At 62.0% G+C, this 25,605-nt stretch carries 22 protein-coding genes; 6 read left to right on the forward strand and 16 right to left on the reverse strand.

Annotated features, from left to right (window positions below; all coding sequences use genetic code 11):
* Position 1: 1 nt before the first annotated feature.
* The gene (locus AC07OE_RS02615) at positions 2-2,323 is read right to left on the reverse strand and encodes an ATP-binding protein (protein ID WP_495069000.1); all 2,322 of its coding nucleotides are present in this window, start codon (positions 2,321-2,323) and stop codon (positions 2-4) included.
* A gap of 57 nt (positions 2,324-2,380) precedes the next feature.
* A complete protein-coding gene (locus AC07OE_RS02620; protein WP_495069001.1) occupies positions 2,381-3,238 on the reverse strand; it encodes a sulfurtransferase in 858 nt (285 codons plus the stop codon).
* Positions 3,239-3,507: 269 nt separating this feature from the next.
* Here AC07OE_RS02620 and AC07OE_RS02625 point away from each other — a divergent pair, with 269 nt between their 5' ends.
* Positions 3,508-4,089: a PM0630 family protein gene (locus AC07OE_RS02625; protein ID WP_495069002.1), complete on the forward strand. Its 582-nt coding sequence runs from the start codon at positions 3,508-3,510 to the stop codon at positions 4,087-4,089.
* A gap of 15 nt (positions 4,090-4,104) precedes the next feature.
* Here the strand turns inward: AC07OE_RS02625 and AC07OE_RS02630 are convergent, their stop codons facing one another.
* A complete protein-coding gene (locus AC07OE_RS02630) occupies positions 4,105-4,992 on the reverse strand; it encodes a DMT family transporter (RefSeq protein ID WP_495069003.1) in 888 nt (295 codons plus the stop codon).
* 57 nt (positions 4,993-5,049) lie between these two features.
* The gene (locus AC07OE_RS02635) at positions 5,050-6,219 is read right to left on the reverse strand and encodes an aromatic ring-hydroxylating oxygenase subunit alpha (RefSeq protein WP_495069004.1); all 1,170 of its coding nucleotides are present in this window, start codon (positions 6,217-6,219) and stop codon (positions 5,050-5,052) included.
* Between the two features lie 188 nt (positions 6,220-6,407).
* Between AC07OE_RS02635 and AC07OE_RS02640 the strand changes: the two genes are divergently transcribed.
* The 4 genes from AC07OE_RS02640 to AC07OE_RS02655 all read left to right on the forward strand — a co-directional run bounded on the left by AC07OE_RS02640 (position 6,408) and on the right by AC07OE_RS02655 (position 10,871).
* Complete coding sequence (locus AC07OE_RS02640; RefSeq protein WP_495069005.1) at positions 6,408-6,674, forward strand: exodeoxyribonuclease VII small subunit; 267 nt, start codon at positions 6,408-6,410, stop codon at positions 6,672-6,674.
* Entirely contained in the window at positions 6,674-7,627 is a 954-nt protein-coding gene (locus AC07OE_RS02645; RefSeq protein WP_495069006.1) for a polyprenyl synthetase family protein, read from the forward strand. Before AC07OE_RS02640 ends, AC07OE_RS02645 begins: the two co-directional genes overlap by 1 nt.
* A gap of 66 nt (positions 7,628-7,693) precedes the next feature.
* Positions 7,694-9,589: a 1-deoxy-D-xylulose-5-phosphate synthase gene (gene dxs / locus AC07OE_RS02650; RefSeq protein ID WP_495069007.1), complete on the forward strand. Its 1,896-nt coding sequence runs from the start codon at positions 7,694-7,696 to the stop codon at positions 9,587-9,589.
* Positions 9,590-9,791: 202 nt separating this feature from the next.
* Positions 9,792-10,871, forward strand: a complete 1,080-nt coding sequence (locus AC07OE_RS02655) for a TRAP transporter substrate-binding protein (RefSeq protein WP_495069008.1) — start codon at positions 9,792-9,794, stop codon at positions 10,869-10,871.
* 292 nt (positions 10,872-11,163) lie between these two features.
* Here AC07OE_RS02655 and AC07OE_RS02660 read toward each other — a convergent pair whose 3' ends face one another.
* From AC07OE_RS02660 to AC07OE_RS02670, 3 genes are all read right to left on the reverse strand, one after another.
* A complete protein-coding gene (locus tag AC07OE_RS02660; RefSeq protein ID WP_495069009.1) occupies positions 11,164-12,948 on the reverse strand; it encodes a TRAP transporter large permease in 1,785 nt (594 codons plus the stop codon).
* Between the two features lie 15 nt (positions 12,949-12,963).
* Positions 12,964-13,563 (reverse strand): TRAP transporter small permease subunit, encoded by a 600-nt coding sequence (locus AC07OE_RS02665; RefSeq protein WP_495069010.1) that lies wholly within the window; start codon positions 13,561-13,563, stop codon positions 12,964-12,966.
* Positions 13,564-13,713: 150 nt separating this feature from the next.
* Complete coding sequence (locus AC07OE_RS02670) at positions 13,714-14,973, reverse strand: putative Na+/H+ antiporter (protein ID WP_495069011.1); 1,260 nt, start codon at positions 14,971-14,973, stop codon at positions 13,714-13,716.
* 161 nt (positions 14,974-15,134) lie between these two features.
* Between AC07OE_RS02670 and AC07OE_RS02675 the strand changes: the two genes are divergently transcribed.
* A complete protein-coding gene (locus AC07OE_RS02675) occupies positions 15,135-16,739 on the forward strand; it encodes a methyl-accepting chemotaxis protein (protein WP_495069012.1) in 1,605 nt (534 codons plus the stop codon).
* Between the two features lie 6 nt (positions 16,740-16,745).
* Here the strand turns inward: AC07OE_RS02675 and AC07OE_RS02680 are convergent, their stop codons facing one another.
* The 9 genes from AC07OE_RS02680 to AC07OE_RS02720 all read right to left on the reverse strand — a co-directional run bounded on the left by AC07OE_RS02680 (position 16,746) and on the right by AC07OE_RS02720 (position 25,584).
* Entirely contained in the window at positions 16,746-17,030 is a 285-nt protein-coding gene (locus AC07OE_RS02680) for a ComEA family DNA-binding protein (RefSeq protein WP_495069013.1), read from the reverse strand.
* A gap of 6 nt (positions 17,031-17,036) precedes the next feature.
* Complete coding sequence (rfaD, locus tag AC07OE_RS02685) at positions 17,037-18,059, reverse strand: ADP-glyceromanno-heptose 6-epimerase (RefSeq protein WP_495069014.1); 1,023 nt, start codon at positions 18,057-18,059, stop codon at positions 17,037-17,039.
* Positions 18,056-18,985: a D-glycero-beta-D-manno-heptose-7-phosphate kinase gene (gene rfaE1, locus AC07OE_RS02690; RefSeq protein ID WP_495069015.1), complete on the reverse strand. Its 930-nt coding sequence runs from the start codon at positions 18,983-18,985 to the stop codon at positions 18,056-18,058. The genes rfaD and rfaE1 overlap by 4 nt, the downstream gene beginning before the upstream one ends.
* Positions 18,986-19,002: 17 nt before the next feature.
* The gene (lapB, locus tag AC07OE_RS02695; RefSeq protein WP_495069016.1) at positions 19,003-20,160 is read right to left on the reverse strand and encodes a lipopolysaccharide assembly protein LapB; all 1,158 of its coding nucleotides are present in this window, start codon (positions 20,158-20,160) and stop codon (positions 19,003-19,005) included.
* Complete coding sequence (locus AC07OE_RS02700) at positions 20,150-20,464, reverse strand: LapA family protein (protein ID WP_495069017.1); 315 nt, start codon at positions 20,462-20,464, stop codon at positions 20,150-20,152. The genes lapB and AC07OE_RS02700 overlap by 11 nt, the downstream gene beginning before the upstream one ends.
* A 28-nt stretch (positions 20,465-20,492) precedes the next feature.
* On the reverse strand, positions 20,493-20,804 hold the full coding sequence (locus AC07OE_RS02705; RefSeq protein WP_495069018.1) for an integration host factor subunit beta: 312 nt from the start codon (positions 20,802-20,804) through the stop codon (positions 20,493-20,495).
* Positions 20,805-20,925: 121 nt separating this feature from the next.
* A complete protein-coding gene (rpsA, locus tag AC07OE_RS02710; RefSeq protein WP_495069019.1) occupies positions 20,926-22,608 on the reverse strand; it encodes a 30S ribosomal protein S1 in 1,683 nt (560 codons plus the stop codon).
* 103 nt (positions 22,609-22,711) lie between these two features.
* On the reverse strand, positions 22,712-24,709 hold the full coding sequence (locus AC07OE_RS02715; RefSeq protein WP_495069020.1) for a bifunctional 3-phosphoshikimate 1-carboxyvinyltransferase/cytidylate kinase: 1,998 nt from the start codon (positions 24,707-24,709) through the stop codon (positions 22,712-22,714).
* The gene (locus AC07OE_RS02720) at positions 24,709-25,584 is read right to left on the reverse strand and encodes a prephenate dehydrogenase (RefSeq protein ID WP_495069021.1); all 876 of its coding nucleotides are present in this window, start codon (positions 25,582-25,584) and stop codon (positions 24,709-24,711) included. Before AC07OE_RS02720 ends, AC07OE_RS02715 begins: the two co-directional genes overlap by 1 nt.
* Positions 25,585-25,605: the final 21 nt, after the last annotated feature.

Here is a 25,605-nt window from a genome sequence, read left to right on the forward strand (position 1 = left end):
CCTAGGCCTCATCGCTGCGTGGGGGCTCGGGTGCCACGCGCGGCAGGGTGATGGTGATGGTGGTGCCCTGGCCCAGTACGCTGTGCACTTCCAGCGTGCCGCCCAGTGTGGACTTCACCAGGTTGTCCACAATGGACATGCCCAGGCCGGTGCCCCCGCTGCCAATGCGGGTGCTGAAAAACGGCTGGAACATCTTTTCCAGGATGTCGGGCGCAATGCCGCGGCCGTTGTCGCTGCAGGTGAGCGCGACGTGGTTGTCATCCGCGTGCACACGCAGCTGCACCACCCCATGTTCCATGCCTTCAAACGCATGCAGGTAAGCGTTGTTGACCAAGTTGATCACCACCTGTCCCAGGGGGCCGGGGTAGCTGTCCATGCGGATGTCCTCGGGCACGTCCAGTTCCACGGTGTGGGCCTGGCGTTTCAGGCTGGGGGCCAGGGTCAACATTACCTCGTCTAGCACCTGGCGCACATCGAAGCTGCGGCGCTGTTCACTGGCCTGGTCGGCCGCCACCTGGCGAAAGCTTTTGAGCAGCGCCACCGCACGCTCCAGGTTGCGTACCAGCAGGGCGTTGCCCTCGCGCACTTGTTCTACAAACTGCTGCAGATTCGATTTGCGCAGCGTGCCGGCATCCAGCTGCGTCTGGAACTGGCGTGCCTGGTCGACCAGCGTGCTGGCGGTCATCAGGCTGTTGCCCATGGGCGTGCCCATTTCGTGCGACACACTGGCAATCAGGGTACCCAGCGTGGCGCGGGCTTCGCTGCGGGCCAACGCTTCCTGCATGCGCAGCTCCAGCGTGGCGTTGAGCTCCTGAATGCGGGCTTCCGCCTCCTTGCGCTCGGTGATCTCCAGGTGGGTTCCGGCCAGCAGCAGGGGCGTGCCGTCCGCTGCGCGTTCCATGAGCCGGGCGCGCGCTGCAATCCAGATCCAGTGCCCTTGCTGATGGCGCAGCCGGTACTCAAAATTCAGGTGTTCGCTGTTGCCGGCATAGTGCTGTTCCAGGGCCGCGAAAAAGGCGGCCAGATCGTCCGGATGCACCAGCTCGCGCCAGCGGGCGTACAGGTTGTCGCCCAGCTCATGCTTGGCATAGCCAGCCAGGGAGGCCCAGCGGTCGCTCATCTGCAGTTGGCGGGTCTTGTAGTCAAACTCCCAGGTGGCGACACCCGTGCCATCAATGATGTTTTGCAGACGCTTTTGCTCGGCGTCGAGTTGCTCGCGGGCTGCCTGCTCACGTTGTTTGGCAGCTTCAATGTGGCGGCGGTAGCGTTGGGCGCGCCACACGGCCCAGGTCACCAGTGCCGTGGCTGCCAGCGCAGCCGCCAGCAAGTAGAGCGCCTGGCTGGCGGGCAGGTTGCGCTGGAAGGCAGCGCGCGGGCGCAGCACCACTTCCCAGGGCCGGGTGGCCATGTCCACGGTCAGGCCAAAGTCGGCCGGTTTGCTGTTGGCCAAAAAACCGAAGTACATCGGCTTGTCGGCCGCGCCGCCATACCACGTGTAGATGGGCTCATTGGCCTGGTCGTCCGGTGCGGCCAGATCAAAGATGAGCAGGTCCAATCCGGCCAGATCGGCACGGTAACTGGCTTCGCGCAGCAAGGCCTTGAGCGGCACCTCGGCCACTACATAGCCTACGTGGCGCTGCATGCCACCGCTCACGGGATCGCGCTCGTACACCGGCGACGACACCGAAATGGCCGCTGCCAACCCGGAGTCTGGCGGCGCACTGGCAATCGGAAAGGCCAGGGATGCCACCGGTCGGCCAATCACACGCGCATGTTGTTTGGGCTGCATGGCACGGGCATCGGGTGTCTGGTCCCGGCCCAGCGACGGATGGTCTTCGGGCCAGACATACAGCACAGGCAGGTATTCGCTGCGCGGCGCTACCGGCGTGCGCGGGGTGACGTCGGGCTCCAGCACGCGGTAACCCACAAGCCCTTGGGCCCGTGCCGCGGTCTCAAACGCGTGCAGCGTGCGGCCATCCACCAGCGGCTGCCACTGCAATACTGAGATAGTGTGCAAATCGCCCATGACACGGCGCATATAGGCGTTGAACTGCAGGCGCTGCAGTTGGGGCTGGGTCTCCACCATCAGGCCTGCGTTGTGGGTGGCTTCCACCGTGCGGGTGATGTCCAGCTCCAGTGCATCGATCACGGTTTGGGCGCTGGCGTTGCGGATCTCCTGGATTCGCAAGGTCTCGGTTTGGCGCAAACTGAAAAACAGTGCAGCACTGCATAGCAAGCCCACTGCGACCACAGCGCCGAGTACCACTGCATCGGGCAGGCGCCGGACAGCAGGTAGCGGCGTGGAGGGCGAATGTTGCTCCATGGTGGTGCAGTGTAGGCCGCTGTGGGCGGCCGTGCTAGTGGGCTTTGGCCCGTGCGTTCAGCCTTGGGCTACAGGGCGGCTGGCATCGCTGCACCACTCGCTCCAGCTGCCGGCAAACAAGCCGGGACGGCCCAGACCCGCGATCTCCATCGCCAGCACATTGGGAACGGCGCTCACACCGCTGCCGCAGTGGTGCACTACGTCGGCCGGGTTGCGTACGCCCAGTAACACCTCAAACTCCTGGCGCAATTGGGCGGCGGGTTTGAACTTACCGTTGGGGCCCATGTTGCTGGCAAAGGGGCGATTCACCGCACCGGGAATATGGCCGGCGACGGGATCCAGCGGTTCCACTTCACCCCTGAAACGGGGCAGGGCGCGCGCATCCACAATGTGCTGGTCCTTGCCCAGGCGTTGCAGCACGGTGTCCACCGTCACGAGCGTGGCCAACGGAGTACCCATCGCGAAGGTAGTGACGCTGTGGGCGGCCGGCGTCTCTGTTTGTACGGCGTTGCCTGAGGCCTGCCAGGCCTGCAGACCGCCATCCAGCACGGCCACCGCATCGTGGCCCATCCACTTGAGCATCCACCACAGCCGGCCCGCGTAGTTCACACCTTGGCGGTCGTAGACCACGGCCTGCATGCCATTGGCGAAACCCACACTGCCCAGCCAGGCAGCAAAAGTTTCGCGCGCAGGCAGCGGGTGCCGCCCGCCCGAGGCGGCGGTGGGGTCGGCTTTGGCGCTGAGTGCCGTGTCCAAGTGCGCGTACACCGCGCCGGGAATATGGGCCTGCGCATACATGGCGCTGCCCGCTTCAGGGTTGGTCAAATCGAAGCTGCAGTCAAAGACCATCAGCGGTGCGCCGCTGGCTTGCAGGGCCTTGAGTTGTTCGACAGAGATGAGGGTGGTGTAGGTCATGACATTAATTATCCATTCGGCCATGGTGGTTTGCTCGCGGGTCTACGTGGCCAGCAAATCGGCCGCCGGGTAGGGGCTCTGGGTTTATATTTGTGGGCAATCAGAGGCGTAGCTGTGGATGGCAGTTATGCGGCGATAGCTGATTCTCATCGCAGCCAGAAACCTACGCATTGCCCCCGAAATAACGTACCCATCAGACTGCCGATCTGCGGATAGACTTTGTTCCGTTCAGCGCAGTGCTGATCGCCTTTTGCCTGGCCGCATCCATCATGAAATATCTTCGCCCACTCCTTGTTCTTTTCGCGGCTGTCGCGTGCGCTCACGTGGACGCACAGACGACCGGCGCTTTCCCGCACAAGTTCAATGACTCCCCGAGCCCAGCCGCGTCGCAGGGATCCTTTGCGGAATCCAACGCGGCGGTGTTCAAGGCCTGTGCAGCCACTTCGTCAGCCAAGGTCGCGTGTCCGCTGGATGCGGTGTTCGGGCTCTTCAAGCTCGCTCGCAACAACGATGTGCTGGACTTCAAGGTTTCAAACACAGTCCCTCTGGTGGTCGACCAGAACTACGGATGGATCATGAAACTCAACCAGAAGACCGGCAAGGTTCGCGTTCTTGAGCGCATGACGTTGCCACAAGCCCCAGAGACGTGGGGCGCGGGTGGCCAGCCTTATGGCACCTCAGCGGATCGCAAGACGATGTCGATTGATGTGACCCTGACCGTATACAACGGCACCATCTCAAAGTCTTGGGACGTGGCGAAGGGTGATCCTCCCGGCCATTACCTGATTAGTGCGTACGTCGGAAACTCTGCACCGGTGCAGTTCGAGTTCGACGTTATTGATCCGCGCTGAATCAGCGCGGAGGGCTCAATGCTCCTCTGCTGGCGTATCCGGCAGTGCCCGTGAGCGCAAGATGGTCGCCAGCACGCCACTGGTCACGATGACCGCAATGCCAGCCCAGCCCATGGGGGCGATATGGTCGCCAAACAGCACCAGGCTAAAGACCACGGCAAACACAATGCCAGAGTACTGCATGCTGGCGACCACCAAGGTGGCGCCCTTGCGGTAGGCGCGCGTCATGCACCATTGGCCCAACGAGGCCAGGATGCCGATGGGAATGACCCAGGCTGCGTCTTGCCAGGCCACCTCGCTCCAGGGCGTGATGTGGGTAAATAGCATGCCCCCCGCGCCCACCACGGCACTGCCGACCGAGAAGTAAAACACTGTGCGCTCTTCAGGCTCGCCCACCTTGCCCAGCGCGGTGACTTGCATATAGGCCAGCGCAGAACCCAGGCCAGAGAGCAGACCGACGACGCCACCAAACAGCTGGTTCTGGTCGATGGTGGGGCGCAGTGTCATTACCACGCCCGCAAAGCCCATGAACACCGTGCCCAGTAGCGCACCCTGGGGCTGGTTTTTGCCGTAGAGTAGGGCGCCGCCCACCACAAAGGCTGCCACCCAGACGCCGCTCATGTAGTTCAGCGTCATGGCCGTGGCCAAGGGCAGGTGCGCAATGGCGTAGAACCAGGAGCTCAGCGAGGCCACGCCAATGAAGCTGCGCCACAAGTGCATCATGGGTACCGGGGTGCGCAGTGTGGCGCCGCGGGCGCGCACCACGATGCCCATGAAGATGATGCTGACGATGCCGCGGTAAAACACCAGCTCAAAGGTGCCAAAGCTGCTGGAGGCGAACTTGATGCCCACGGCCATCAAGGCGAACCAGAACGAAGCCAGAACCATCCACAAAGCCTGCATGGGTGTTTACCAGTCAAATAGGGCGCTAGCCCTCGTGGAATATACGCGGGTAGCTACTTAATCAATAGCAAGCTGCATCTTGCCGCGGTACCACTCGTGGAAGTGCTGCATGCCGTCTTCCATCGGGCTTTGGTATGGGCCGACTTCGTTGTCGCCGCGTGCCAGCAGGGCCGCACGGCCGGCGTCCATGCGCTCGGCGATTTCGTCGTCTTCCACGCAGGTTTCCATGTAGGCAGCCTGCTGGGCTTCGACAAACTCGCGCTCAAACGCGGCAATTTCTTCTGGGTAGTAGAACTCCACCATGTTCATGGTCTTGTTCACGCCCATGGGGTGCAGCGTGGACACCGTCAGCACGTGGGGGTACCACTCGACCATGATGTGCGGGTAGTAGGTCAGCCAGATGGCGCCGAACTTGGGTGGCACGCCGTTGCGGTAGTTCAGCAGGGCGTTCTGCCAGCGTTCGTAGGCGGGGGAGCCCCCGGACGCGTCGGCCTTGCCCAAACGGTTGGCTACGCCCACGGTTTGCACCGAGTAGTTGTCCTTGAATTCCCATCGCAGGTCGTCGCACGTCACAAACTGGCCCAATCCAGGATGGAAGGGCCCTACGTGGTAGTCCTCCAGATAGACCTCGATGAAGGTCTTCCAGTTGTAGTTGCACTCGTGCATCTCCACGCGGTCCAGCACATAGCCCTCAAAGCTCAGGTCTGCCCGCGGGCCCATGTTGGCCAGTTGGGTGGCCACGTCCACGCCATTCGCCTCGAACAGTAGGCCATTCCATTCCTGTAGCTTGTAATTGTTCAGGTTCAGGCAGGGGTCTTGCGCGAAGTGGGGGGCTCCAATCAGCGTGCCGCTTTGTGTGCCATGGCTGCCTGCGTGGGCGCCGCTGTAGGTCCAGCGGTGCAGCGGGCAGACGATGTTGCCGCTGGCGCTGCCCTGGGCGTTGTGCGTCAGCGAGCCACGGCCCTTGAGCATGACGGCCTGGCGGTGGCGGCAGACGTTGGAGATGAGTTCGATGCCACCTGCGTTGCGCACCAGCGCGCGCCCCTCTTTTTCCTGGGGCAGGGCGTAGTAGTCCCCTACGTTGGGAACGCTCAGGGAGTGCCCCACATAGCGGGGCCCTTGCTGAAAGATACTTTGCATTTCAAGCGCGTAGAGCGCCGGGTCAAAGTAGCTCGAAACTGGTAGTTGGCTGTGCGCCTGCTGCAGTTGAAGACTTAAATCAGACATGGGTGACCTGACCTAAAGACTCCCCACAGGGGGATGCGCCATAGGGTGCGCGGTGAATGGGAGCCGTCCATCCCAGAAACGGGATGCCGGAAGCGGGACGGGCGATTGTACCTGCTTGGGGGCATTTGCCTAGGCCGAAGCACCGGGGCTTGGGCCTAAAATCGCGGTTTGCTTTTTGAACGTCTCCCATGCCCAAGGCCAGTGCTTCCTCTCCCCCCTCTGCCACCGCCGCTGCTGACAGCAGCGCGGCGATGCCCGCCAGCTACGAAGCGGCCATGCAGGAACTCGAAAGCTTGGTGGCCCGCTTGGAGTCCGGCGAGATGCCGTTGGACCAGTTACTGAGTGGTTACCAGCGCGGCGCGGCGTTGCTGCAGTTCTGCCGCGACAAGCTGCAGGCCGTGGAAGAACAAATCAAGGTGCTGGACGACGGCGCCCTGAAACCCTGGAAAGCCTGATGCACGCCGCTGTTGCCCCCCACCCCGTGGCTGCCTTTGACCTGGACGGCTGGAGCCGCGAACGCCTGAACCAGGTGGAACGCGCGCTGGAAGCGTGGATCACGGCCGACGCGCCCCAGGGCGTGGACCATGGCGCGCCGGCTGCGCTGGTGGAGGCCATGCGCTATTCCGTGCTGGATGGCGGCAAACGCCTGCGCCCGCTGCTAGTGCTGGCCGCCCACGAAGCCGTGGCCGCCGAAGGCCATGGCTGCCCGGCCGCCGCTCTGCGCGCGGCCTGTGCGGTGGAACTGATCCATGCGTACTCCCTGGTGCATGACGACATGCCCTGCATGGACAACGACGTGCTGCGCCGGGGCAAGCCCACGGTGCATGTGCAGTTTGGCGAGGCCAGTGCTCTGCTGGCGGGTGACGCGCTGCAGGCCCTGGCGTTTGAATTTTTGACCCCACAGGATGACTCGGTGCCCTGCACCACGCAGGCGCGCCTGTGCGGCCTGCTGGCACGTGCCGCAGGGAGCGCGGGCATGGCCGGAGGCCAAGCCATCGATCTGGCCAGCGTGGGCCTGCCGCTGACAGAAAACCAGCTGCGCGAAATGCACCAGCTCAAGACCGGTGCACTGCTGCAGGGCAGCGTGCTCATGGGGGCGCACTGCGCGGCGCCCTCGGCCCAGGCGCTCAAGGGCCTGGAGGCCTACGGTGCCGCCATTGGCCTGGCCTTCCAGGTGGTGGACGATATTCTGGATGTGACGGCCGACTCGGCCACGCTGGGCAAGACCGCGGGCAAAGATGCCGACAACGACAAGCCCACCTATGTCTCGCTGATGGGGCTGGAAGCCAGCCGGGCCTACGCCGCTCAGCTGCTGCAGCAGGCGCTGGATGCGCTGCAGGCCAGTGGTCTCGCCGACACCCGGGCCCTGCAAGCGCTGGCCGGCATGGTGGTGCACCGCGCCAGCTAGACATTGAGTAAAAAAGGCCGCTAGCCCCCGAAAAATATGCGCAAGCAGCTTCTAAAAAGATAGCAAATGCCCTCTACCGATCTGACTCCCGCGTCTTTGCTCTCCGCCATTGACGACCCCGCGGCCTTGCGTCAGCTGCCGCGGGCGCAGCTGCGCACCCTGGCGGACGAGTTGCGCACCTACCTGCTCAACAGTGTGGCCAAGACCGGCGGGCACTTGAGTTCCAACCTGGGCACGGTGGAGCTCACCGTGGCGTTGCACTATGTGTTCAACACGCCCGAAGACCGCGTGGTCTGGGACGTAGGCCACCAAACCTACCCACACAAGATCCTGACTGGCCGGCGCGACCGCATGCACAGCCTGCGCCAGTTCGGTGGCCTCTCCGGCTTCCCGCGCCGCGACGAGAGCGAATACGACACCTTCGGCACCGCGCATTCCAGCACCTCCATCTCGGCTGCACTGGGCATGGCGCTGGCCGCCCGCATCAAGGGCGAAGACCGCTATTCGGTGGCCGTGATTGGTGATGGCGCGCTGACCGCCGGCATGGCCTTTGAGGCGCTGAACAATGCCGGTGTGGAAGACTGCAAGCTGCTGGTCATCCTGAATGACAACGACATGAGCATCAGCCCGCCTGTGGGTGCGCTGAACCGCTATCTGGCCCAGCTCATGAGCGGCCAGTTTTACGCCGCGGCCAAGAACGTGGGCAAGAGCGTGCTCAAGGGCGCACCGCCCCTGTTTGCGCTGGCCAAGCGCATTGAAGAGCAGGCCAAGGGCATGGTGGTGCCGGCCACGCTGTTCGAGAAATTCGGCTTCAACTACATCGGCCCCATCGATGGCCACGACCTGGATTCGCTGATTCCCACGCTGGAAAACATCAAGCAGCTCAAGGGCCCGCAGTTTTTACATGTGGTGACCAAAAAAGGCCAGGGTTATAAGCTGGCCGAGGCCGACCCCGTGGCCTACCATGGCCCCGGCAAGTTCGACCCGGCCGTGGGCTTGGTCAAGTCCGCCGCGGTGGCCAAGCCCACCTTCACCCAAGTGTTCGGCCAATGGCTCTGCGACATGGCGGCAGCGGACGGGCGCCTGGTCGGCATCACGCCGGCCATGCGCGAGGGCTCGGGCATGGTGGAGTTTGAAAAACGCTTCCCGGCGCGCTACTTCGATGTGGGCATTGCCGAGCAGCATGCGGTCACCTTTGCGGGTGGCCTGGCCTGCGAAGGACTCAAGCCTGTGGTCGCGATCTACTCCACCTTTTTGCAGCGCGCCTATGACCAGCTGATCCACGACGTGGCGCTGCAAAACCTGCCCGTGGTGTTTGCGCTGGACCGCGCCGGCTTGGTGGGTGCGGACGGCGCCACACATGCTGGAGCCTACGACATCCCGTTCCTGCGCTGCATTCCCAACATGAGCATTGCTTGCCCGGCCGACGAGGCTGAGTGCCGCCAGCTGCTGAGCACCGCGTTTGCACAGAACCACCCGGTGGCCGTGCGCTACCCGCGCGGCAGCGGTGCCGGTGTGGCGGTGCAAGGCACCTTGGAAGGCTTGCCCTTTGGCAAGGGAGAGATTCGCCGCCAGGGCAAGGCTATTGCCATCCTCGCCTTTGGCACGCTGCTGCAGCCTGCGCTGGTGGCGGCTGAAGCGCTGGGTGCCACGGTGGTGAATATGCGTTGGGCCAAACCGCTAGACACGGCTCTGCTGCTGCAAGTGGCTAACAGCCACCAGGCACTGGTGACCGTGGAAGAGGGCGCCACCATGGGCGGTGCGGGCAGTGCCGTGCTGGAGGCCCTGCAGGCCGCGGGACTGGAGTTGCCGGTGCTGCAGCTGGGGCTGGCGGACGAATTCATTGAGCATGGTGACCCCGCCTATCTGCTGCAATTGCAAGGCTTGGATGCCAAGGGCATACAGGCCTCGATTGCGCAGCGTTTTGGTGCATTGCTGGCACCTGCCGCACGCGCTGCGTAAGCCACAAGTCAGCTAGAAGCCGGCGCGCCATGCGCTGGCTTGCAGAATCCTGAAAGCGGTCCGCCAGCGGGCCCGCGTCGAGGGAAAACCCCCACCAATGGGGTGCATCGCGTTCCTACAATCGCGCTTGACTACTACAGTCCTTGCGGCAGGGAGCACTTCGCCGCAAGATGGTTACAACACAATTACCGGAGTACACCGAATGGATCGTCGTTCAATCATCAAAAACGCAGGCATTGCCGGCGTCTTGGCCGCAGGTGCAGCACCTGCTGTGCATGCGCAAGCCGCAATCCGCTGGCGCCTGGCTTCCAGCTTCCCCAAGTCGCTGGACACCATCTTTGGCGCGGCCGAGTCGTTTGCCAAAAAAGTGAAGGAAATGTCGGGCGGCAAGTTTGAAATCTCCACCCATGCGGCTGGCGAACTAATGCCCGCGTTCGGCGTGGTGGACGGAGTGCAGAACGGTACTGTGGAAATGGCCCACACTGCGCCTTACTACTTCTTTGGCAAGGACGAAACCTTTGCCCTGGGTTGCGCTATTCCCTTTGGCCTGAACAGCCGCCAGATGACAGCTTGGATGTACGAAGGCAATGGCCTGAAGCTGATGCGCGAGTTCTACGGCAAGTACAACATCGTGAACTTCCCCGGCGGCAACACGGGCGCCCAGATGGGTGGCTGGTACCGCAATGAAATCAAGTCCGCCAAGGACATCAAGGGCTTGAAGTTCCGTGTGGGCGGCTTCGCTGGAAAAGTGATCGAACGCATGGGTGGCGTGCCCCAGAACATTCCTGGCGGCGAAATCTACCAAGCACTGGAAAAAGGCACGATCGATGCGGCCGAGTGGGTGGGACCTTACGATGACCAGAAGCTGGGCTTCAACAAGGTGGCACCGTTCTACTACTACCCAGGCTGGTGGGAAGGTGGTCCCCAGTTGGACTTCTTCATCAACAACAAGGCCTTCGACAGCCTGTCGCCAGAAAACAAGGCCATCGTGGAATGTGCAGCTGCATTTGCCCATACAGAAATGCAGGCCAAGTACGATGCCAAGAACCCCAATGCGTTGAAGCAACTGGTGGGTGCCAAGACCAAGGTCTTGCCCTTCCCCAAAGACGTCCTGGACCTGGCCTTCAAAGAGTCGATGGCCCTGTATGACGAAATCAGCGCCAAGAACGAAAACTGGAAGAAGGTGTACGCGGACTACGCTGCATTCCGCAAGGACCAGAACCTGTGGTTCCGTTTCACGGAAGCCAAGTTCGACACCTATATGCAAGGCCAAAAGCTGTAATCCTCAGCTTTTGCCCTGTACAAAAAGCCCCGCTTTGCGGGGCTTTTTTTGGTCCTCGGTTGGCGACTGTTGGTTTGCGCGCAAGCATGGCCCAATGGGAAGGACAGAGAGGGGCCACAGGCGCGGCTGCTCTCAGGGCTCCTGACGATTGGGTCAGTGCCCTTGCCCTGGGGCCTCGTAGGAAGTTGGGCCAGAGACATCCGCTGCACATAGATGCCTGACCCCAACGAAAAAGCCCCGCAGAGCGGGGCTTTGGAGATCACGCCACGCAGCAGCGTGGTTCGTAGTCCGGTTATTTCTTTTTCTCGTCCTTGTCCAGGGAGTCCTGCAAGGCCTTGAGAGGATCGTCCTCCGCAGGCTTGGCATCGCCGGCTGCTGCTGCACCATCTTTCGTTGCATCGGCTGCTGGCATTTCTGGGGCTTCTGCGGCTTTGGAGTCCGCATCCATTTGCATTTGCACCTGGTCCAGATCCACTTTTTCTGCTTTGTCCAGGCCGTTGGAAACGATGCCCGGGAAGAAGATGATCAGTGCCACCATGATGATTTGAATCAGCACGAAGGGCACGGCACCCCAGTAGATCTGCATGGTGGTCACGGGCTGAATGGTCTTGCCGGTGATGCGGTCTTTGTACTCCTTGTTGGGTGCCACGCTGCGCAGGTAGAACAGTGCAAAGCCGAAAGGCGGGTGCATGAACGAGGTCTGCATGTTCACGCCCAGCAGCACACCAAACCAGATCAGGTCAACGCCCAGTTTTTCTGCCACGGGTGCCAGCAAGGGCACCACGATGAAGGACAGTTCAAAGAAGTCCAAGAAGAAGGCCAGGAAGAAGATCAGGATGTTGACCACGATCAGGAAGCCGGTCTGCCCGCCTGGCAAACCGGTCAGCAGGTGTTCTACCCATTTCTGTCCATCTACACCTTGGAACACCAAGCTAAAGATGGTGGAACCGATGAGGATGAACACCACAAAGCAGGACAGCTTGGTGGTCGTATTCAGGGCTTGCTTCAGCAGCGCCAGGCTCAGGCGGCCGCGCGCAATGGCCATGATGAAGGCGCCCAGGGCACCCATGGCGCCACCTTCAGTCGGCGTCGCAATGCCCAGGAAGATCGTGCCCAGCACGAGGAAGATCAGCAGCAACGGAGGAATCAGCACAAAGGTCACGCGCTCTGCCATGCGGGACAGCAGACCCATGCCCGTTACTTTGTTGATCAATGCGATGACAAAGGCGAGCATTACGCCTGAGCACATCGAAACCACAATGGTTTCGTCAGTAGCGACTTTCTCCACCAGCTCACCTTTGAACCAGCTGTAGACATTGGCGTAGTGTTCGCCGAAGTACACGGCAACGGCTGTGGAAACAATGGTGAGGATCAACAGGGACAACAGGCCGCTCTTGCCGTTGTCCTCACGAATGGTGCGTGCTTCCAGTGGCAGTGCAGGAACCCATGTGGGCCGGAAGATGGCGATCAAAATCACGAAGCCGGTGTACATGGCAGTCAGCATGAAACCAGGGATGAAGGCGCCCTTGTACATGTCACCCACACTGCGGCCCAGTTGGTCGGCCAGAATGATCAGCACCAACGACGGGGGGATGATCTGGGCCAACGTTCCCGACGCTGCAATCACGCCCGATGCAATGCGCCGGTCATAGCCGTATCGCATCATGATGGGGAGCGAAATGAGACCCATGGAGATGACGGAAGCAGCAACGACTCCGGTGGTGGCTGCCAGCAGGGCACCTACAAAAATCACCGCAAATGCCAAGCCTCCACGTACGGGGCCAAACAGCTGACCGATGGTTTCCAGCAAGTCTTCGGCCATGCCGCTTCGTTCAAGTATGAGCCCCATCAGCGTAAAGAACGGGATGGCCAGCAGCGTGTCGTTCTGCATGATGCCGAACAGGCGCAAGGGAAGCGCTTGCAGCAAAGCCTGTGGCAATACACCGATCTCTACACCGATGAAGCCGAAGAACAGGCCACAGGCCCCCAGGCTGAATGCCACGGGGAAGCCCATGAGCAGAAAGAGAATGAGCCCCGCGAACATGATCGGGGCCAAATTGGTTGCAAAAAATTCCATGGAATGGCTCCCGGTTCAGGCGGCTTTGTTTTTGGTTTCTGCGAGCTTCTGAATGGCCTCTGCCAACTCTTCTTCTGCAGTCTTTTCAATCTTCTTGGCGGTAGGGTCGTCGATCAGACCCTGCAGGAAAGCCAGACGTTTGATCAGCTCTGACCAACCCTGGAGCAGCAGCAAGCTGAAGCCCAAAGGGATCATGGCGTACACCGGCCAGCGGATCAGGCCACCTGCGTTCGAGGACACTTCGCCCGACTGCAGGCCTTTGAGGAAGAAGGGAACGCCGTAGTACAGGATGGCAATGCATACGGGTGTAAGAAAAAAAGTGAAACCAATCACGTCCACCCAGATTTGCGCGCGCTTGGACAGCTTGCTGGAGATCACGTCAATCTTGACGTGCTCACCATTGAGCAAGGTGTAGCCCGCCGCAATCAGGAAGGATGCCGCAAAGAGGTACCACTGAATTTCCAGAAATGCGTTGGAGCCGATGTTGAAGGCTTTGCGTACGGCGGCATTCACACCGCTCACCACGGTGGATGCCAAGATCAGCCAGATGACGTATTTGCCAATCTGGGTATTGAGCCAGTCGACGGCTCTGGATAGTTTGAGAAGTGCCTGCATGATGGCTCCTGGTTGTTATAGGTTCTGCGCCTGCGCGCAGTGTGCGAAATCAGACGCGCAAGACGGCGCCGATGAACGCTGAGCGTAACCGTTTGTCGCTGAAATAAGCCTGACGCTTACCTTTGGTGTTTACCCTTAGTGTTGAGGTCATCACAACAGGCGAAATGCCACTACCGCAACCAGCGTGGGAGGAATCGCCGCAAACAACAAACCCAAGGGATGGATGGCCGCTTCGTCAAATTTGCCACGCAAGATAGAGGCGCCAGCCGGGTTGGGGGCATTGGCAATCACGGTGAGTCCGCCGCCGGTTACGGCACCCATGACCAGTGCCAATTTGAAGTCCTCGCTGAGCCCTTCAACCAGCGAACCCAAGTAGGTCAGTGCGGCGTTGTCGGTGATGGCCGTAAGCAGTGTCGCGCCCACGTAAACCGTGCCGCTGTTCATGCCCATCAAAACGTCCTGCAGCCACCACTGTTGCATGCCGCCCAGCACCACCAAGCCACCGAGGAAGAACGCCACCATCAGCGCCTCACGCAAGATCAAGGGGTTCTGGTGCCGCTGGTAAGCGGTGGCAAAGCCCATGAAAAAGAGCAGCAAACCCACAAACACAGCCGTGTGGTGGGAGAACACCACGATCAGTGCCAGAAACACAAGGTGGACGGCGATGATGGACGCCGGTACTGGTGCGACGGCACTGCTTTGTACCGGCGGGAGTCCGGCAAACTCCTTGCGAAAAAAGAAAGTGGCACAGGCGGCATTCACAGATACCGCCACTGCAGCTTTCCAGCCAATATGGCTCAGCATGAACCAGAGGTCCCAGTTCCACTTGCCAGCCACCATGAGCACGGGAGGGGCGGCAAAAGGGGTCAGGGTGCCACCAATGGAGACGTTCACAAACAGCACCCCAATCGTCGCGTATTTCAGTTTGGTGGAGATGGGTTGGGAGAACAGGGTGTCGCGCAAAATCAATGCGGCCAGGGTCATGGCTGCCGGCTCGGTGATCAGGGAACCTGCGAGCGGTACCAGCGCTAGTGTCACAAAGTAAGTGGCGATGCCCAGCGGAAGAGGCAGATAGCGGGCCAGCAACTTCACCAGGCCTTCCACACACTGTAGGATGGGCCGTGTGCCTGCTACCACCATGATGGCCAGCACGAACAGGGGTTCTCCAAAATTGCGCGTGTCCAGGTAGTGGGTGGCTGCCTCTTTGCCGTCCAGGCCCAGCATGAAGGTCATCATCACCATGGCCCAGAAGCCGAAGACAACTTCCACCTCGCCCAGCAGATGCCAGATCCCAGCATGGGCCGGGTGGGTGTGGGCCAGGTGCTCAAAAAACTTGGTCGAAAACGTATGCAACACAGCCAGTGCAAAAAGGGCTGCGCCAATGAGCTGAATCGTGCTGGGAGCGGTCATAGGGGGCTTTCAAGGCAACGGTGCTGGATCGGTCAGGGGCGCAGTCTAATCGCTGCTGCTGCTGGATGGGCTGAACAAACCCTGACGCAGCCGGCGGCGCGGGGCGTGTCACAACCGCGTCACAGCGATGCATGACCATCGCGCCTCACAAGGAGGTTCCCATGGCGTGGTTGGTGCATTGGCGAATTCGTTCGCGGTTGTTGTTGCTGTTGGCGTTCTCGGTGGGTGCTCTGGCGCTAGTCGGTTCCTTTGCGGCGTTCACCATCACCCGTGAGGCGCAGCGCGCGACCGATTTCATCGACGCCGAGTTTGAAGCCGTACAAACCCTGGGCGATGTGCGCACCGCGCTGGGCAACGTCCGGCGGGTTGAAAAAGATATTTTTCTGACCATGGGCGATGAGCAGGAAACCGAGCGATTCACCACACAGTGGTCCGCCGAGGTGGCCCACACGCGTGAAGCCATTGCCCGTACCCAAGCACTGGCGCAACCCGAAGATGCCGTCGCGTTGGCCGACATGCTGCAGGCGCTGGACCGCTATGCCGCGGGCTTCAAGTCCATCCTGGGGCAAATGGCCCGTGGCGAACTCAATGATCCTTGGGCCGGCAACCGGGCCATGGCGCCGCACAAAGCGCAGATCCAGCAGGCCGAGGCGGCCTTGCTGGCCCTGACGACCTCTATTGCGGCCCGGGCTACCCAGCGGCGCGAAGCGCTGGAGACCACCGGTGCGCAGGCCCCCTGGCTGGTGGGCGTGGCCACGCTGTTGGTGGCGGTATTAGCCACCGCGCTGGTGCTGGCCATCGTGCGCTCCATCCTGCGACCCATCGCCCAGTTGCAAACCACCGCCGACGCTTGGGGCAACGGAGACTTGCGCGCGCCCCTGCAAGTGCAGGGGCGCGACGAGTTGGCTGCGGTGCAGCGCGACCTGGGGCGTATGCACACCGCACTGGCTGGCCTGGTGACGCAGGTGCGCGCAGGCGTGGAGGTGGTGAGCAACAACACCGATGAAATTGCCATGGCCAATACCGACCTGTCGGAACGCACGGAGAAGGCCGCGGTGTCGTTGCAGCGCACCACGCTGGCCGTCGGCCAGTTGTCAGATGCAGTGCGCCATACCGCGGAATCTGCCCAGCAGGCCGTGCATTCGGCGGTGGCGGCCCACCAGGTGGCAGAGCGCGGCGGTGCCGTAGTGGCCCAGGTCGTGCAAACCATGCAGGACATCAATGGCGCGTCGCGCAAGATTGCCGACATCATCCAGGTCATTGACGGCATTGCATTCCAGACCAATATTCTGGCCCTGAACGCCGCGGTGGAGGCTGCCCGCGCGGGCGACCAAGGCCGTGGTTTTGCGGTGGTGGCCAGTGAGGTACGCGGCCTGGCAGGCCGTTCGGCAGAGGCTGCGCGCGAGATCAAGGCCATCATTGGCCGCTCAGTGGAGGCGGTGGAGCAGGGGACGGTGCTGGTGGCCAGCGCAGGGCGCACCATGCAGGACATTGTGCGCAGCGTGGGCCAGGTGTCGCAGGCCATAGAGACCATCCGCAGTGCCGCTGAGGTGCAGCACACCGGTATTGGTCAGCTTCGAATGACGCTGGACCAGATTGACCAGGCAACCCAGCAGAACGCAGCCATGGTGGAGGAGTCCGCCGCGGGTGCCCTGAGCCTAGCCCAGGAAACCCAGCACTTGCGCAGCGCAGTCCAGGTGTTTCAGCTCGACGAAAACCCGAGTTCCATGCCCAATAGGCCGCTAGCCCTCATGAACTATGCGTGAGCCGCTTTAAGGGGTGACTGCGGGGAAGGAGCTGCCGTCCACTGTCAGGCCCTGGGCCGACAGTTTGGTGGCACTGGAGGTTTTGATGCCTTTGACGCGCGCCATGAAGTCCGCCCAGCTTTTAAAAGGGCCGTTCTGGCGCGCCTGCAAAATGCGTGCGGTCTGGGTCGGACCAAGGCCGCGCAGACCATCGAGCTGCGCCTCGGTGGCGTCATTTACCTCCAGCGCCCAGCTGGAGAGACTCAGCAGCAGGCTGGCAACCAGCAGGGGCAGGGTACGTGCGTGGGCCATGGCGTCTCAGGCCTTGCGGTTGGCCAGCCATTGCACATACTTGCCCACACCGGTTTGCACGTCCACAAACGCATGGTCGCAGCCGGTGTCGCGTAAGGCGGTCAGGTCGGCCTGGGTGTAGCACTGGTACTTGCCGCGCAGTGCATCGGGGAAGGGGATGTACTCCACCAGGCCTTGGGCGGCGATATCGGCCAGTGGCAGGGCACCTTCGCCACGCAGGCCGCGCAGGGCGTTCACCACCGAGCTGGCCACGTCGTTGAAGGGCTGGGCGCGGCCCGAGCCGAGGTTGAAGATGCCGCTTTGCGTGGGATGGTCAAAGAACCAGAGGTTCACGGCCACCACGTCGTCGATGAACACGAAGTCGCGCATCTGGCCGCCTTGCGAGTAGCCGCCGTATTCACCAAACAGCTTGACCTTGCCTTCGGCGTTGAACTGGTGGTACTGGTGAAAGGCCACACTGGCCATGCGGCCCTTGTGCTGCTCGCGCGGGCCGTAGACGTTGAAGTAGCGAAAGCCCACCACCTGGTGCGTCTTGCCGGCCTTGGTGCGCTGGAAGTCGTTGCCACACTCGCGGCGCATGCGCTGGTCAAACAGCAGTTTGGAGTAGCCGTAAACGTTGAGTGGCGCCTCGAAGGCGGGCTCCTCGCGGAAGGTGTCAGAGCCGCCATAGGTGGCCGCGCTGGAGGCGTACAGCAGGCGCGCACCGCGCTTCTGGCAGGCCTGGAACAGGTGCCACGACAGCGTGTAGTTGTTGGCCATCATGTACTTGCCGTCCTGCTCCATGGTGTCGCTGCAGGCGCCTTCGTGGAACACGGCTTCCACCTGGCCATAGTGGCCGGACGCAAAGTCGTCGTAGAAGCTGTCGGCATCCACATAGTCGGCAATCTGCAGGTCCGCCAGGTTGCGGAATTTGTCGCCTTGCTTGAGGTCGTCCACCGCAATGATGTCGGTGAGGCCGCGGGCATTGAGCCCGGCAACGATGTTGCTGCCAATGAAACCGGCCGCGCCGGTGACCACGATGCGTGTCATGCAAATAGCTCCTCGTAAGACACCGTGGCGGTGCCGAATTTACCCACCACCAGGCCGCCCGCTCGATTGGCTAGGGGCACGGCGTCGCGCAGGCTCAGGCCTGCACCTACCAGCGCGGCCATGGTGGCAATTACCGTGTCGCCGGCACCCGTCACATCGAACACCTCACGCGCTTGCGCACTCACGTGCAGTTGGCCCGTTGCATCGAACAGCGTCATGCCTTCCTCGCTGCGGGTGAGCAGTACGGCGTCCAATTGCAGCTGGGTGCGCAGGTTGTGTACTTTGGTGCGCAGCTCGTCCTCGCTGGCCCAGGCGCCAATTACCTGCTGCAGCTCCGCGCGGTTGGGGGTGATCACGCTGGCCTGCTGGTAGCGCGAGTAGTCGCTACCCTTGGGATCGATCAGGATGGGTTTGTCAGCCGCACGGGCGCGCGCAATCATGTCGCTCACATGGGCCAGGCCACCCTTGCCGTAGTCGGAAAAGAGGATGGCGTCGTGCCCGGGCAGCAGGTTGGCAAAGATGGCGGTCTGGCCAGCCAGAATCTCATGGTTGGGGGTGTTCTCAAAGTCCAGGCGGATCAGTTGCTGCTGGCGGCCAATGACGCGCAGCTTGACGGTGGTCTTGAGGTCGCTGTCGCGGCCAAAGTGGGTGCGGATGCCGGTGGTGGCCACTAGCGCTTCGAGCTTGTGGCTGGCTTCATCGTCACCCACTACGGTCAGCAAGGAGGCTTGGGCACCCAGCGTGGCCGCATTGAACGCCACGTTGGCAGCCCCCCCGCAGCGCTCTTCTTCGCGTGTGACGCGTACCACGGGCACCGGGGCTTCGGGGCTGATGCGGTCCACAGCACCGTACCAGTAGCGGTCCAGCATCACATCGCCCACGACCAACACGCGGGCTTTTGAAAGTGTCAGTTTGGAAATCGTCATGGTCTTGTTATAGCGATTCAGAGTTCTTCTACACGGCGCGCGGGATAGCTGTCCCAGGCCTGGCAACCCGGGCATTGCCAGAAGTGCACCTTGGCTTCAAAGCCGCAGGCCGCGCAGCGGTAGCGTGTGAGGGGTTTGACCGCATGGTCCAGCGCGCGCTGGACCTGGGGGTGAAAGGCTTCGCGTTCCAGCTTTTCGCCCGCAATCCATTTGGCGGCAGCCACCAGCGAGGGTTCTTTTTCCAGATGGCGGGCGTACCAGTCGCGCGCGGTCGGCGTGGTCTCACTGCTGGCGGCTTCCAGCACCACGATGGCGTCCAGAACGTCCAGCGAGGCCACTTGGTTGTAGCAGTCTTTCAGCAGCGCCAATGCAGCTGCGCCTTGGCCCGCCGCCACCGCTTGGTGGGCCAGCAGCGGAGCGATCAGCGCCACGGCGCCGGGCGCAGCTTGCATGGCCTCGGTCAGCGTGGCATAGGCTTGGGCTGCGTGCCCGTTGCCAGCTTGCAGGTCGGCCAGGTCCATGCGAGGCCGCGGCACGTCGGGAGCGGTGGCAATGGCTTGGTGCAACAAGAACTGGGCCTGCGCGGTGTCACCAGCAGCCCGCAGCGTAGCGGCCTGTTCGCACAGGTAGTGGGCCAGGCGCCCCTTGAAGCTGCCCTGGTCGCTCGATTCGAGCTTTTGTGCCACCAAGGCAGCCTGCTCCCAGTCACGCGAGCGTTCGTAGTTGGCCAGCAGGGCCAGGCGGGCCTGGGCTTCAAAGCGCGTGCCTTCCAGCTTGAGCAGCGCGTCTTCGGCACGGTCCAGGAGGCCGGCCTTGAGGTAGTCCAGTGCCAAGGCGTGTTGTGCGCGGTGGCGATCGTCCAGGCTCAGGTCGCCGCGCGACAGCAGGTGCTCGTGCACGCGCACGGCGCGTTCGTATTCGCCGCGGCGGCGAAACAGATTGCCCAGCGCAAAGTGCAGCTCCGAGGTGTCTGGGTCGTTTTGTACGGCCTCGATGAACGCATCAATCGCCTGGTCCTGTTGTTCATTCAGCAGGAAGTTCAAGCCCTTGAAGTAGGCCTTGGGCGCCTGGCGGTTTTCCATGCGCAACTGGCGCAGGTCCAGGCGCGAAGCCAGCCACCCCAGCACAAAGGCCACGGGCAGGCCCATGAGGATCAGGGTGATGTCAAAGTCCATGCGGTGGGGCCATCGGAGGTTTGTTGGATTCTGCGTTGGCGTTGGCAATCGCGGTGGCTGCGGCCTGGTGCGCGCGGCTGGCAGCACGGCGGTTGCGCCACCAACGCGGCACCATGCCCAAAACGCCGATCAGAAGACCCGCCGTAAAGGCCACCAGCACGACCAGCACCAGCGGTGCGGTCCAGTGCGTGCCAAAAAAAAAGTGCACGGTCACATCGCCCTGGTTATTCAGGGCAAAGGCGAACAGGGTAAAAAAAATGGCTGCTTTAAGTAGCCACTTAAAGAGCCATACGAGCTGTTTCATTCATCTCCTCGGTGTCGAGGAATTCTACTCACGGATTTGCTTTGGACTCGAGCTCCGCCGTACGCTGGTCTACAGCCTCACGCAGGGCTTTGCCGGGCTTGAAGTGGGGCACGCGTTTCTCGGGAATGGCCACGCTCTCACCGCTACGCGGATTGCGGCCCATGCGGGGCGGGCGGCGGTTGATGGAGAAGCTGCCAAAGCCACGGATCTCAATGCGGTGGCCACGGACCAGGGCGTCGTTCATTGCGTCCAAGATGGCCTTCACGGCGAACTCGGCGTCGCGGTGGGTCAGCTGGCTGAAACGGTTGGCCAGTTCTTCAACGAGGTCGGAGCGGGTCATGGCAATCCAGGGAAAAGGCTAAGAAAAAACGACCGGCACCCCAAGGGAGGCCGATCGTTCGTTCAAGTCAACAACATATCAGATGTTTGGCGGGACAGGCCTTGAGCCTGTCCCCAACTGATTAAGAGTTGTTGTCGAGTTTGGCGCGCAACAAAGCGCCCAAGCTGGTCGTACCGGCGTTTTCGCGGGCAGACTGCTGGCTCAGGTTCTGCATGGCTTCGTTTTGGTCAGCCATGTCTTTCGCCTTGATGGACAACTGGATGTTGCGGGTCTTGCGATCCACGTTCACCACCACAGCGGTCACTTCGTCGCCTTCTTTCAGCACGTTGCGAGCGTCTTCAACGCGGTCGCGGCTGATTTCGGAAGCGCGCAGGTAACCGATGATGTCTTCACCCAGGTCGATTTCAGCGCCCTTGGCGTCCACGGTCTTGACCTTGCCGGTCACGATCTGGCCCTTGTCGTTCACCGACACGAAGGTGGTGAAAGGATCGGAGTCCAGTTGCTTGATACCCAGGGAGATGCGTTCGCGGTCCACGTCCACAGCCAGGACCAAAGCCTCGACTTCTTGGCCCTTCTTGAATTCGCGCACAGCGGTTTCGCCGGACTCGTTCCAGGACAGATCGGACAGGTGCACCAGGCCGTCGATACCGGCAGCCAGACCCACAAACACGCCGAAGTCGGTGATGGACTTGATGGGGCCCTTCACGCGGTCGCCGCGCTTGGTGTTCTGGGCAAATTCTTGCCATGGGTTGGCCTTGCACTGTTTCATGCCCAGGGAGATGCGACGCTTGTCTTCGTCGATTTCCAGAACCATGACTTCGACTTCGTCACCCAGGGCAACGATCTTCGAAGGTGCAACGTTCTTGTTGGTCCAGTCCATTTCGGACACGTGCACCAGACCTTCGATTCCGGGTTCCAGTTCCACAAACGCGCCGTAGTCGGCGATGTTGGTGATCTTGCCGAACATGCGGGTACCTTGGGGGTAACGGCGGTTCACGCCCATCCAGGGATCGTCGCCCATTTGCTTCAGACCCAGGGAAACGCGGTTCTTTTCGGTGTCGAACTTCAGGATCTTGGCGGTGATTTCCTGACCAGCAGTCACCACTTCAGAGGGGTGACGGACACGGCGCCATGCCATGTCGGTGATGTGCAGCAGACCGTCGATACCGCCCAGGTCCACGAACGCACCGTATTCGGTGATGTTCTTGACCACGCCTTGCACCACAGAACCTTCTTTGAGGGTGTGCATCAGCTTGGCGCGTTCTTCGCCCATGGAGGCTTCCACCACAGCGCGGCGGCTCAGCACCACGTTGTTGCGCTTGCGGTCCAGCTTGATAACCTTGAATTCCAGGGTCTTGTTTTCGTAGGGAGACAGGTCCTTGGTAGGACGTGTGTCGACCAGCGAGCCGGGCAGGAATGCGCGGATGCCGTTGACCAGAACGGTCAGGCCGCCCTTGACCTTGCCGGAGGTGGTGCCGGTCACAAATTCGCCGGATTCCAGGGCCTTTTCCAGGCTCATCCAGGAAGCCAGACGCTTGGCCTTGTCGCGGGACAGGATGGTGTCACCATAGCCGTTTTCCACGGAGTCAATGGCCACGGACACGAAGTCGCCCACTTGGACTTCGATTTCGCCCTTGTCGCTCTTGAATTCTTCGATTGGCACGTAGGCTTCGGACTTGAGGCCAGCGTTGACAACGACGAAGCTGTGCTCGATGCGGACGACTTCAGCGGTGATGACTTCACCGGTGCGCATTTCCGAGCGTTGTAGCGATTCTTCAAATAGGGCTGCGAAAGATTCAGACATGAGGTTTGCGGTTGGTACCGCGGGGTTAAGTTATTGAACCCCACAGCCGGTGCGCAGACGCGCGAGAAGAGCTATGGGGACCAGTTTGCCCTGCCAGCCGGGGCTAGAAAGGCTGTTTGCTTTGCCACCAGGCCAACACCGTTTCAACAGACGATTCGACTGTCAAATCCGAGTTGTCCAGCAACTGGGCATCTTCTGCAGGCTTCAAGGGAGCGACGGTGCGGGAGGAGTCCCGGGCGTCGCGCGCCTCCAGGTCGGCACGAAGACTGTCGATTGTAGTGGGAATCCCCTTTGAAATCAACTGCTTATAGCGCCGCTCTGCGCGGCAGGCGGCGCTGGCGGTCAGGTAGACCTTGAGCGGGGCGTCTGGAAAGATCACCGTGCCCATGTCGCGCCCGTCGGCCACCAGGCCCGGCAGCTTACGAAAACCGCGCTGCAAATCGATCAGTGCGGCGCGCACCGCGGGGAAAGCCGACACTTTGGAGGCGTTCATGCCAGCCTCTTCGGTGCGGATGGCGTCGCTCACATCCTCGTTGGCCAACCAGATGTGGCTGCCTTCGAAATGGATGGGCAGGCTGCGCAGCAGGTTGACGATGGCCTGTTCGTTGGCCACATCCAGCGCTATGCCGGCACGGGTGGCCGCCAGCCCGGTGATGCGGTAGAGCGAGCCGGAATCCAGAAAGTGGTAGCCCAGCTTTTCAGCCAACACGGCGGCCAGCGTGCCTTTCCCCGAGGCCGTGGGGCCGTCCACGCAGACTACGGGAATGGCGGCGGTATCGGCCGTGGCGACAGAGAACAGCGCCTCAAAGTAGTCCGGGAAGGTTTTTGCCACGCACTTGGGGTCTTCGATGCGCACGGGCAAGCCAGCTGGATTGAAGGCGGCCAGCGAGAAACACATGGCAACGCGGTGGTCGTCATAGGTGTGGATGCTGGCGGCTTTCCAACCGGCGCGGGACGAAGGAGGGGTTACCTGGATAAAGTCTTGTCCCTCCACCACGGTGGCACCCAGCTTGCGCAGCTCGGTAGCCATGGCGGCGATGCGGTCGGTTTCCTTCACACGCCAGCTGGCGATGTTGCGCAGGGTGGTGGTGCCATCGGCGTACAGCGCCATCACGGCCAGGGTCATGGCCGCGTCGGGGATGTGGTTGCAGTCCAGGTCGATGGCCTTCAGGGGCCAGGCGCCGCGTTGCACGTGCAGCCAGTTGGGGCCGCTCTCGATCTGGGCGCCCATGGCCTGGGCGGCTTCCATGAAGCGGATATCGCCCTGGATGGAATCGGCGCCTACACCCTGAATTTTGATGCCATTCTGGCCGCTAGCCCCCGTCGTGATTGCGCCAAGCGCTATGAAATAGCTAGCACTTGAGGCGTCTGCCTCGACATGGATGTCACTAGGCGACTGCAACTGACAGCCCGCAGGAATCGTGAAGCGCTGCCAGCCGTCACGCCGTACTTGGACGCCAAAGCGTGCCAACAGGTTGAGCGTGATCTCGATGTAGGGGCGGGAAATGAGTTCGCCCACCACCTCGATCACGATGTCCTTGGCTGCGACCAGGGGCAGTGCCATGAGCAGGGCGGTGAGGAACTGGCTGGACACGTCGCCACGCACCTGGATGGGCGCGTCCAGTTGCAAGGCGGGGCGGCCCAGCCGCAGGGGCGGGTAGCCGTCGTTGCCCAGGTAGTCAATCTGGCAGCCCAGTTGGCGCAGGGCGTCTACCAGATCTCCGATGGGGCGCTCGTGCATGCGGGGCACGCCGCTGAGTTCAAAGTCCCCCCCCAGCACGGCCAGCGCAGCGGTGAGGGGGCGCATGGCGGTGCCGGCGTTGCCCAGGAACAGCTTGGCCGACGCGTTGGGCAACTGGCCGCCCAGGCCGGTGATGCGCACCGTGGCGCCGGATTCTTCCACCCCGCAGCCCAGCGTGCGCAGAGCCACCAGCATGACGCGGGTGTCGTCGGAGTCCAGCAGATCGTGGATGGTGGTGGTGCCCGCGCTCATGGCGGCGAGCAACAGCACACGGTTGGAAATGCTTTTGGAGCCGGGTAGGGTGACGGCGCCCGCGGCGTGGCCGAGGGGGGGAAGATCCAGAAAGGCGGTGGAGAACATTATTTGTGGTGTTTGGACGCCATGGTCCAGTTGGCGCGGGTGTTGCTGGCCTGTTCGATGAGGCCTTCCAGCGCGTCGCCGTTGCCGCTGGAGATCATGAGTTCCATGGCCTGCAGGGTGCGCTGGAAAATCTTGCTTTGTTCCAGCAGCTCTTCGCGGTTGGAGACCATGATGTCGCGCCAGATTTTGGGGTCACCTGCGGCAATGCGCGTGAAATCGCGGAAGCCGGGACCGGCCAACGAGAGGTAGTCCTTGCCCTGGGTCTGGCCCGAGATCGCGTTCATGAGGGCGAATGCAATCAGGTGCGGCAGGTGGCTGACGGCGGCAAACGCGGCGTCATGCTGCTCGGGCGACATCTTGAGCACGCGGCAACCCAGCGCCGTCCATACGTCGACGGCCTTTTGCAACTGGCTGGTCAAGGTGCGCTCAATGGGCGTGAGGATGATTTGTTTGCCTGCGTACAGGTCGGCATCGGCATGCTCCACGCCCGACAGCTCCTTGCCGGCAATCGGATGGGCCGGCACAAACGAGCCAATGTGCTCGCGCAGGCCGCGGCGGCCCGCGTCGATCACGTCGCGCTTGGTGGAGCCCACGTCCATGATCAACATATTGGGCGTGACCAGGTGTTTGATGGCCTTGAACGTGGCCTCGGTGGCGGACACGGGCACGGCCACCAGCACGATGTCGGCGCCCGATACCGCCAGCAGGGCTGACGGCGCCTCGATGTCGATGACACCCATCTGGCGCGCGCGCTCGGTGGTGGAGGGCGACTTGCTGTAGCCCACCACCCGTTTGACCAAGCCGGCCCGTTTGAGGGCCAGGGCAAACGAGCCGCCCATCAAGCCACATCCAATCAAGCCAAGCTGTTCAAACATAAGGTGTCCTGCAGGGTTCCA

This window comes from Rhodoferax sp. GW821-FHT09E07 (assembly GCF_059416145.1).

What these genes read in the sequence shown, in the direction of transcription:
- AC07OE_RS02620 (WP_495069001.1), bottom strand. Translation starts at nt 3,238, where the DNA reads ATGACCTACACCACCCTCATCTCTGTCGAACAACTCAAGGCCCTGCAA.
- AC07OE_RS02670 (WP_495069011.1), bottom strand. Translation starts at nt 14,973, where the DNA reads ATGACCGCTCCCAGCACGATTCAGCTCATTGGCGCAGCCCTTTTTGCA.
- AC07OE_RS02635 (WP_495069004.1), bottom strand. Translation starts at nt 6,219, where the DNA reads ATGTCTGATTTAAGTCTTCAACTGCAGCAGGCGCACAGCCAACTACCA.
- AC07OE_RS02665 (WP_495069010.1), bottom strand. Translation starts at nt 13,563, where the DNA reads ATGCAGGCACTTCTCAAACTATCCAGAGCCGTCGACTGGCTCAATACC.
- AC07OE_RS02660 (WP_495069009.1), bottom strand. Translation starts at nt 12,948, where the DNA reads ATGGAATTTTTTGCAACCAATTTGGCCCCGATCATGTTCGCGGGGCTC.
- rfaE1 (WP_495069015.1), bottom strand. Translation starts at nt 18,985, where the DNA reads ATGACGATTTCCAAACTGACACTTTCAAAAGCCCGCGTGTTGGTCGTG.
- rfaD (WP_495069014.1), bottom strand. Translation starts at nt 18,059, where the DNA reads ATGACACGCATCGTGGTCACCGGCGCGGCCGGTTTCATTGGCAGCAAC.
- AC07OE_RS02645 (WP_495069006.1), top strand. Translation starts at nt 6,674, where the DNA reads ATGCACGCCGCTGTTGCCCCCCACCCCGTGGCTGCCTTTGACCTGGAC.
- AC07OE_RS02715 (WP_495069020.1), bottom strand. Translation starts at nt 24,709, where the DNA reads ATGTTCTCCACCGCCTTTCTGGATCTTCCCCCCCTCGGCCACGCCGCG.
- AC07OE_RS02640 (WP_495069005.1), top strand. Translation starts at nt 6,408, where the DNA reads ATGCCCAAGGCCAGTGCTTCCTCTCCCCCCTCTGCCACCGCCGCTGCT.
- AC07OE_RS02625 (WP_495069002.1), top strand. Translation starts at nt 3,508, where the DNA reads ATGAAATATCTTCGCCCACTCCTTGTTCTTTTCGCGGCTGTCGCGTGC.
- AC07OE_RS02675 (WP_495069012.1), top strand. Translation starts at nt 15,135, where the DNA reads ATGGCGTGGTTGGTGCATTGGCGAATTCGTTCGCGGTTGTTGTTGCTG.
- dxs (WP_495069007.1), top strand. Translation starts at nt 7,694, where the DNA reads ATGCCCTCTACCGATCTGACTCCCGCGTCTTTGCTCTCCGCCATTGAC.
- AC07OE_RS02630 (WP_495069003.1), bottom strand. Translation starts at nt 4,992, where the DNA reads ATGCAGGCTTTGTGGATGGTTCTGGCTTCGTTCTGGTTCGCCTTGATG.
- rpsA (WP_495069019.1), bottom strand. Translation starts at nt 22,608, where the DNA reads ATGTCTGAATCTTTCGCAGCCCTATTTGAAGAATCGCTACAACGCTCG.
- lapB (WP_495069016.1), bottom strand. Translation starts at nt 20,160, where the DNA reads ATGGACTTTGACATCACCCTGATCCTCATGGGCCTGCCCGTGGCCTTT.
- AC07OE_RS02680 (WP_495069013.1), bottom strand. Translation starts at nt 17,030, where the DNA reads ATGGCCCACGCACGTACCCTGCCCCTGCTGGTTGCCAGCCTGCTGCTG.
- AC07OE_RS02705 (WP_495069018.1), bottom strand. Translation starts at nt 20,804, where the DNA reads ATGACCCGCTCCGACCTCGTTGAAGAACTGGCCAACCGTTTCAGCCAG.
- AC07OE_RS02720 (WP_495069021.1), bottom strand. Translation starts at nt 25,584, where the DNA reads ATGTTTGAACAGCTTGGCTTGATTGGATGTGGCTTGATGGGCGGCTCG.
- AC07OE_RS02655 (WP_495069008.1), top strand. Translation starts at nt 9,792, where the DNA reads ATGGATCGTCGTTCAATCATCAAAAACGCAGGCATTGCCGGCGTCTTG.
- AC07OE_RS02700 (WP_495069017.1), bottom strand. Translation starts at nt 20,464, where the DNA reads ATGAAACAGCTCGTATGGCTCTTTAAGTGGCTACTTAAAGCAGCCATT.
- AC07OE_RS02615 (WP_495069000.1), bottom strand. Translation starts at nt 2,323, where the DNA reads ATGGAGCAACATTCGCCCTCCACGCCGCTACCTGCTGTCCGGCGCCTG.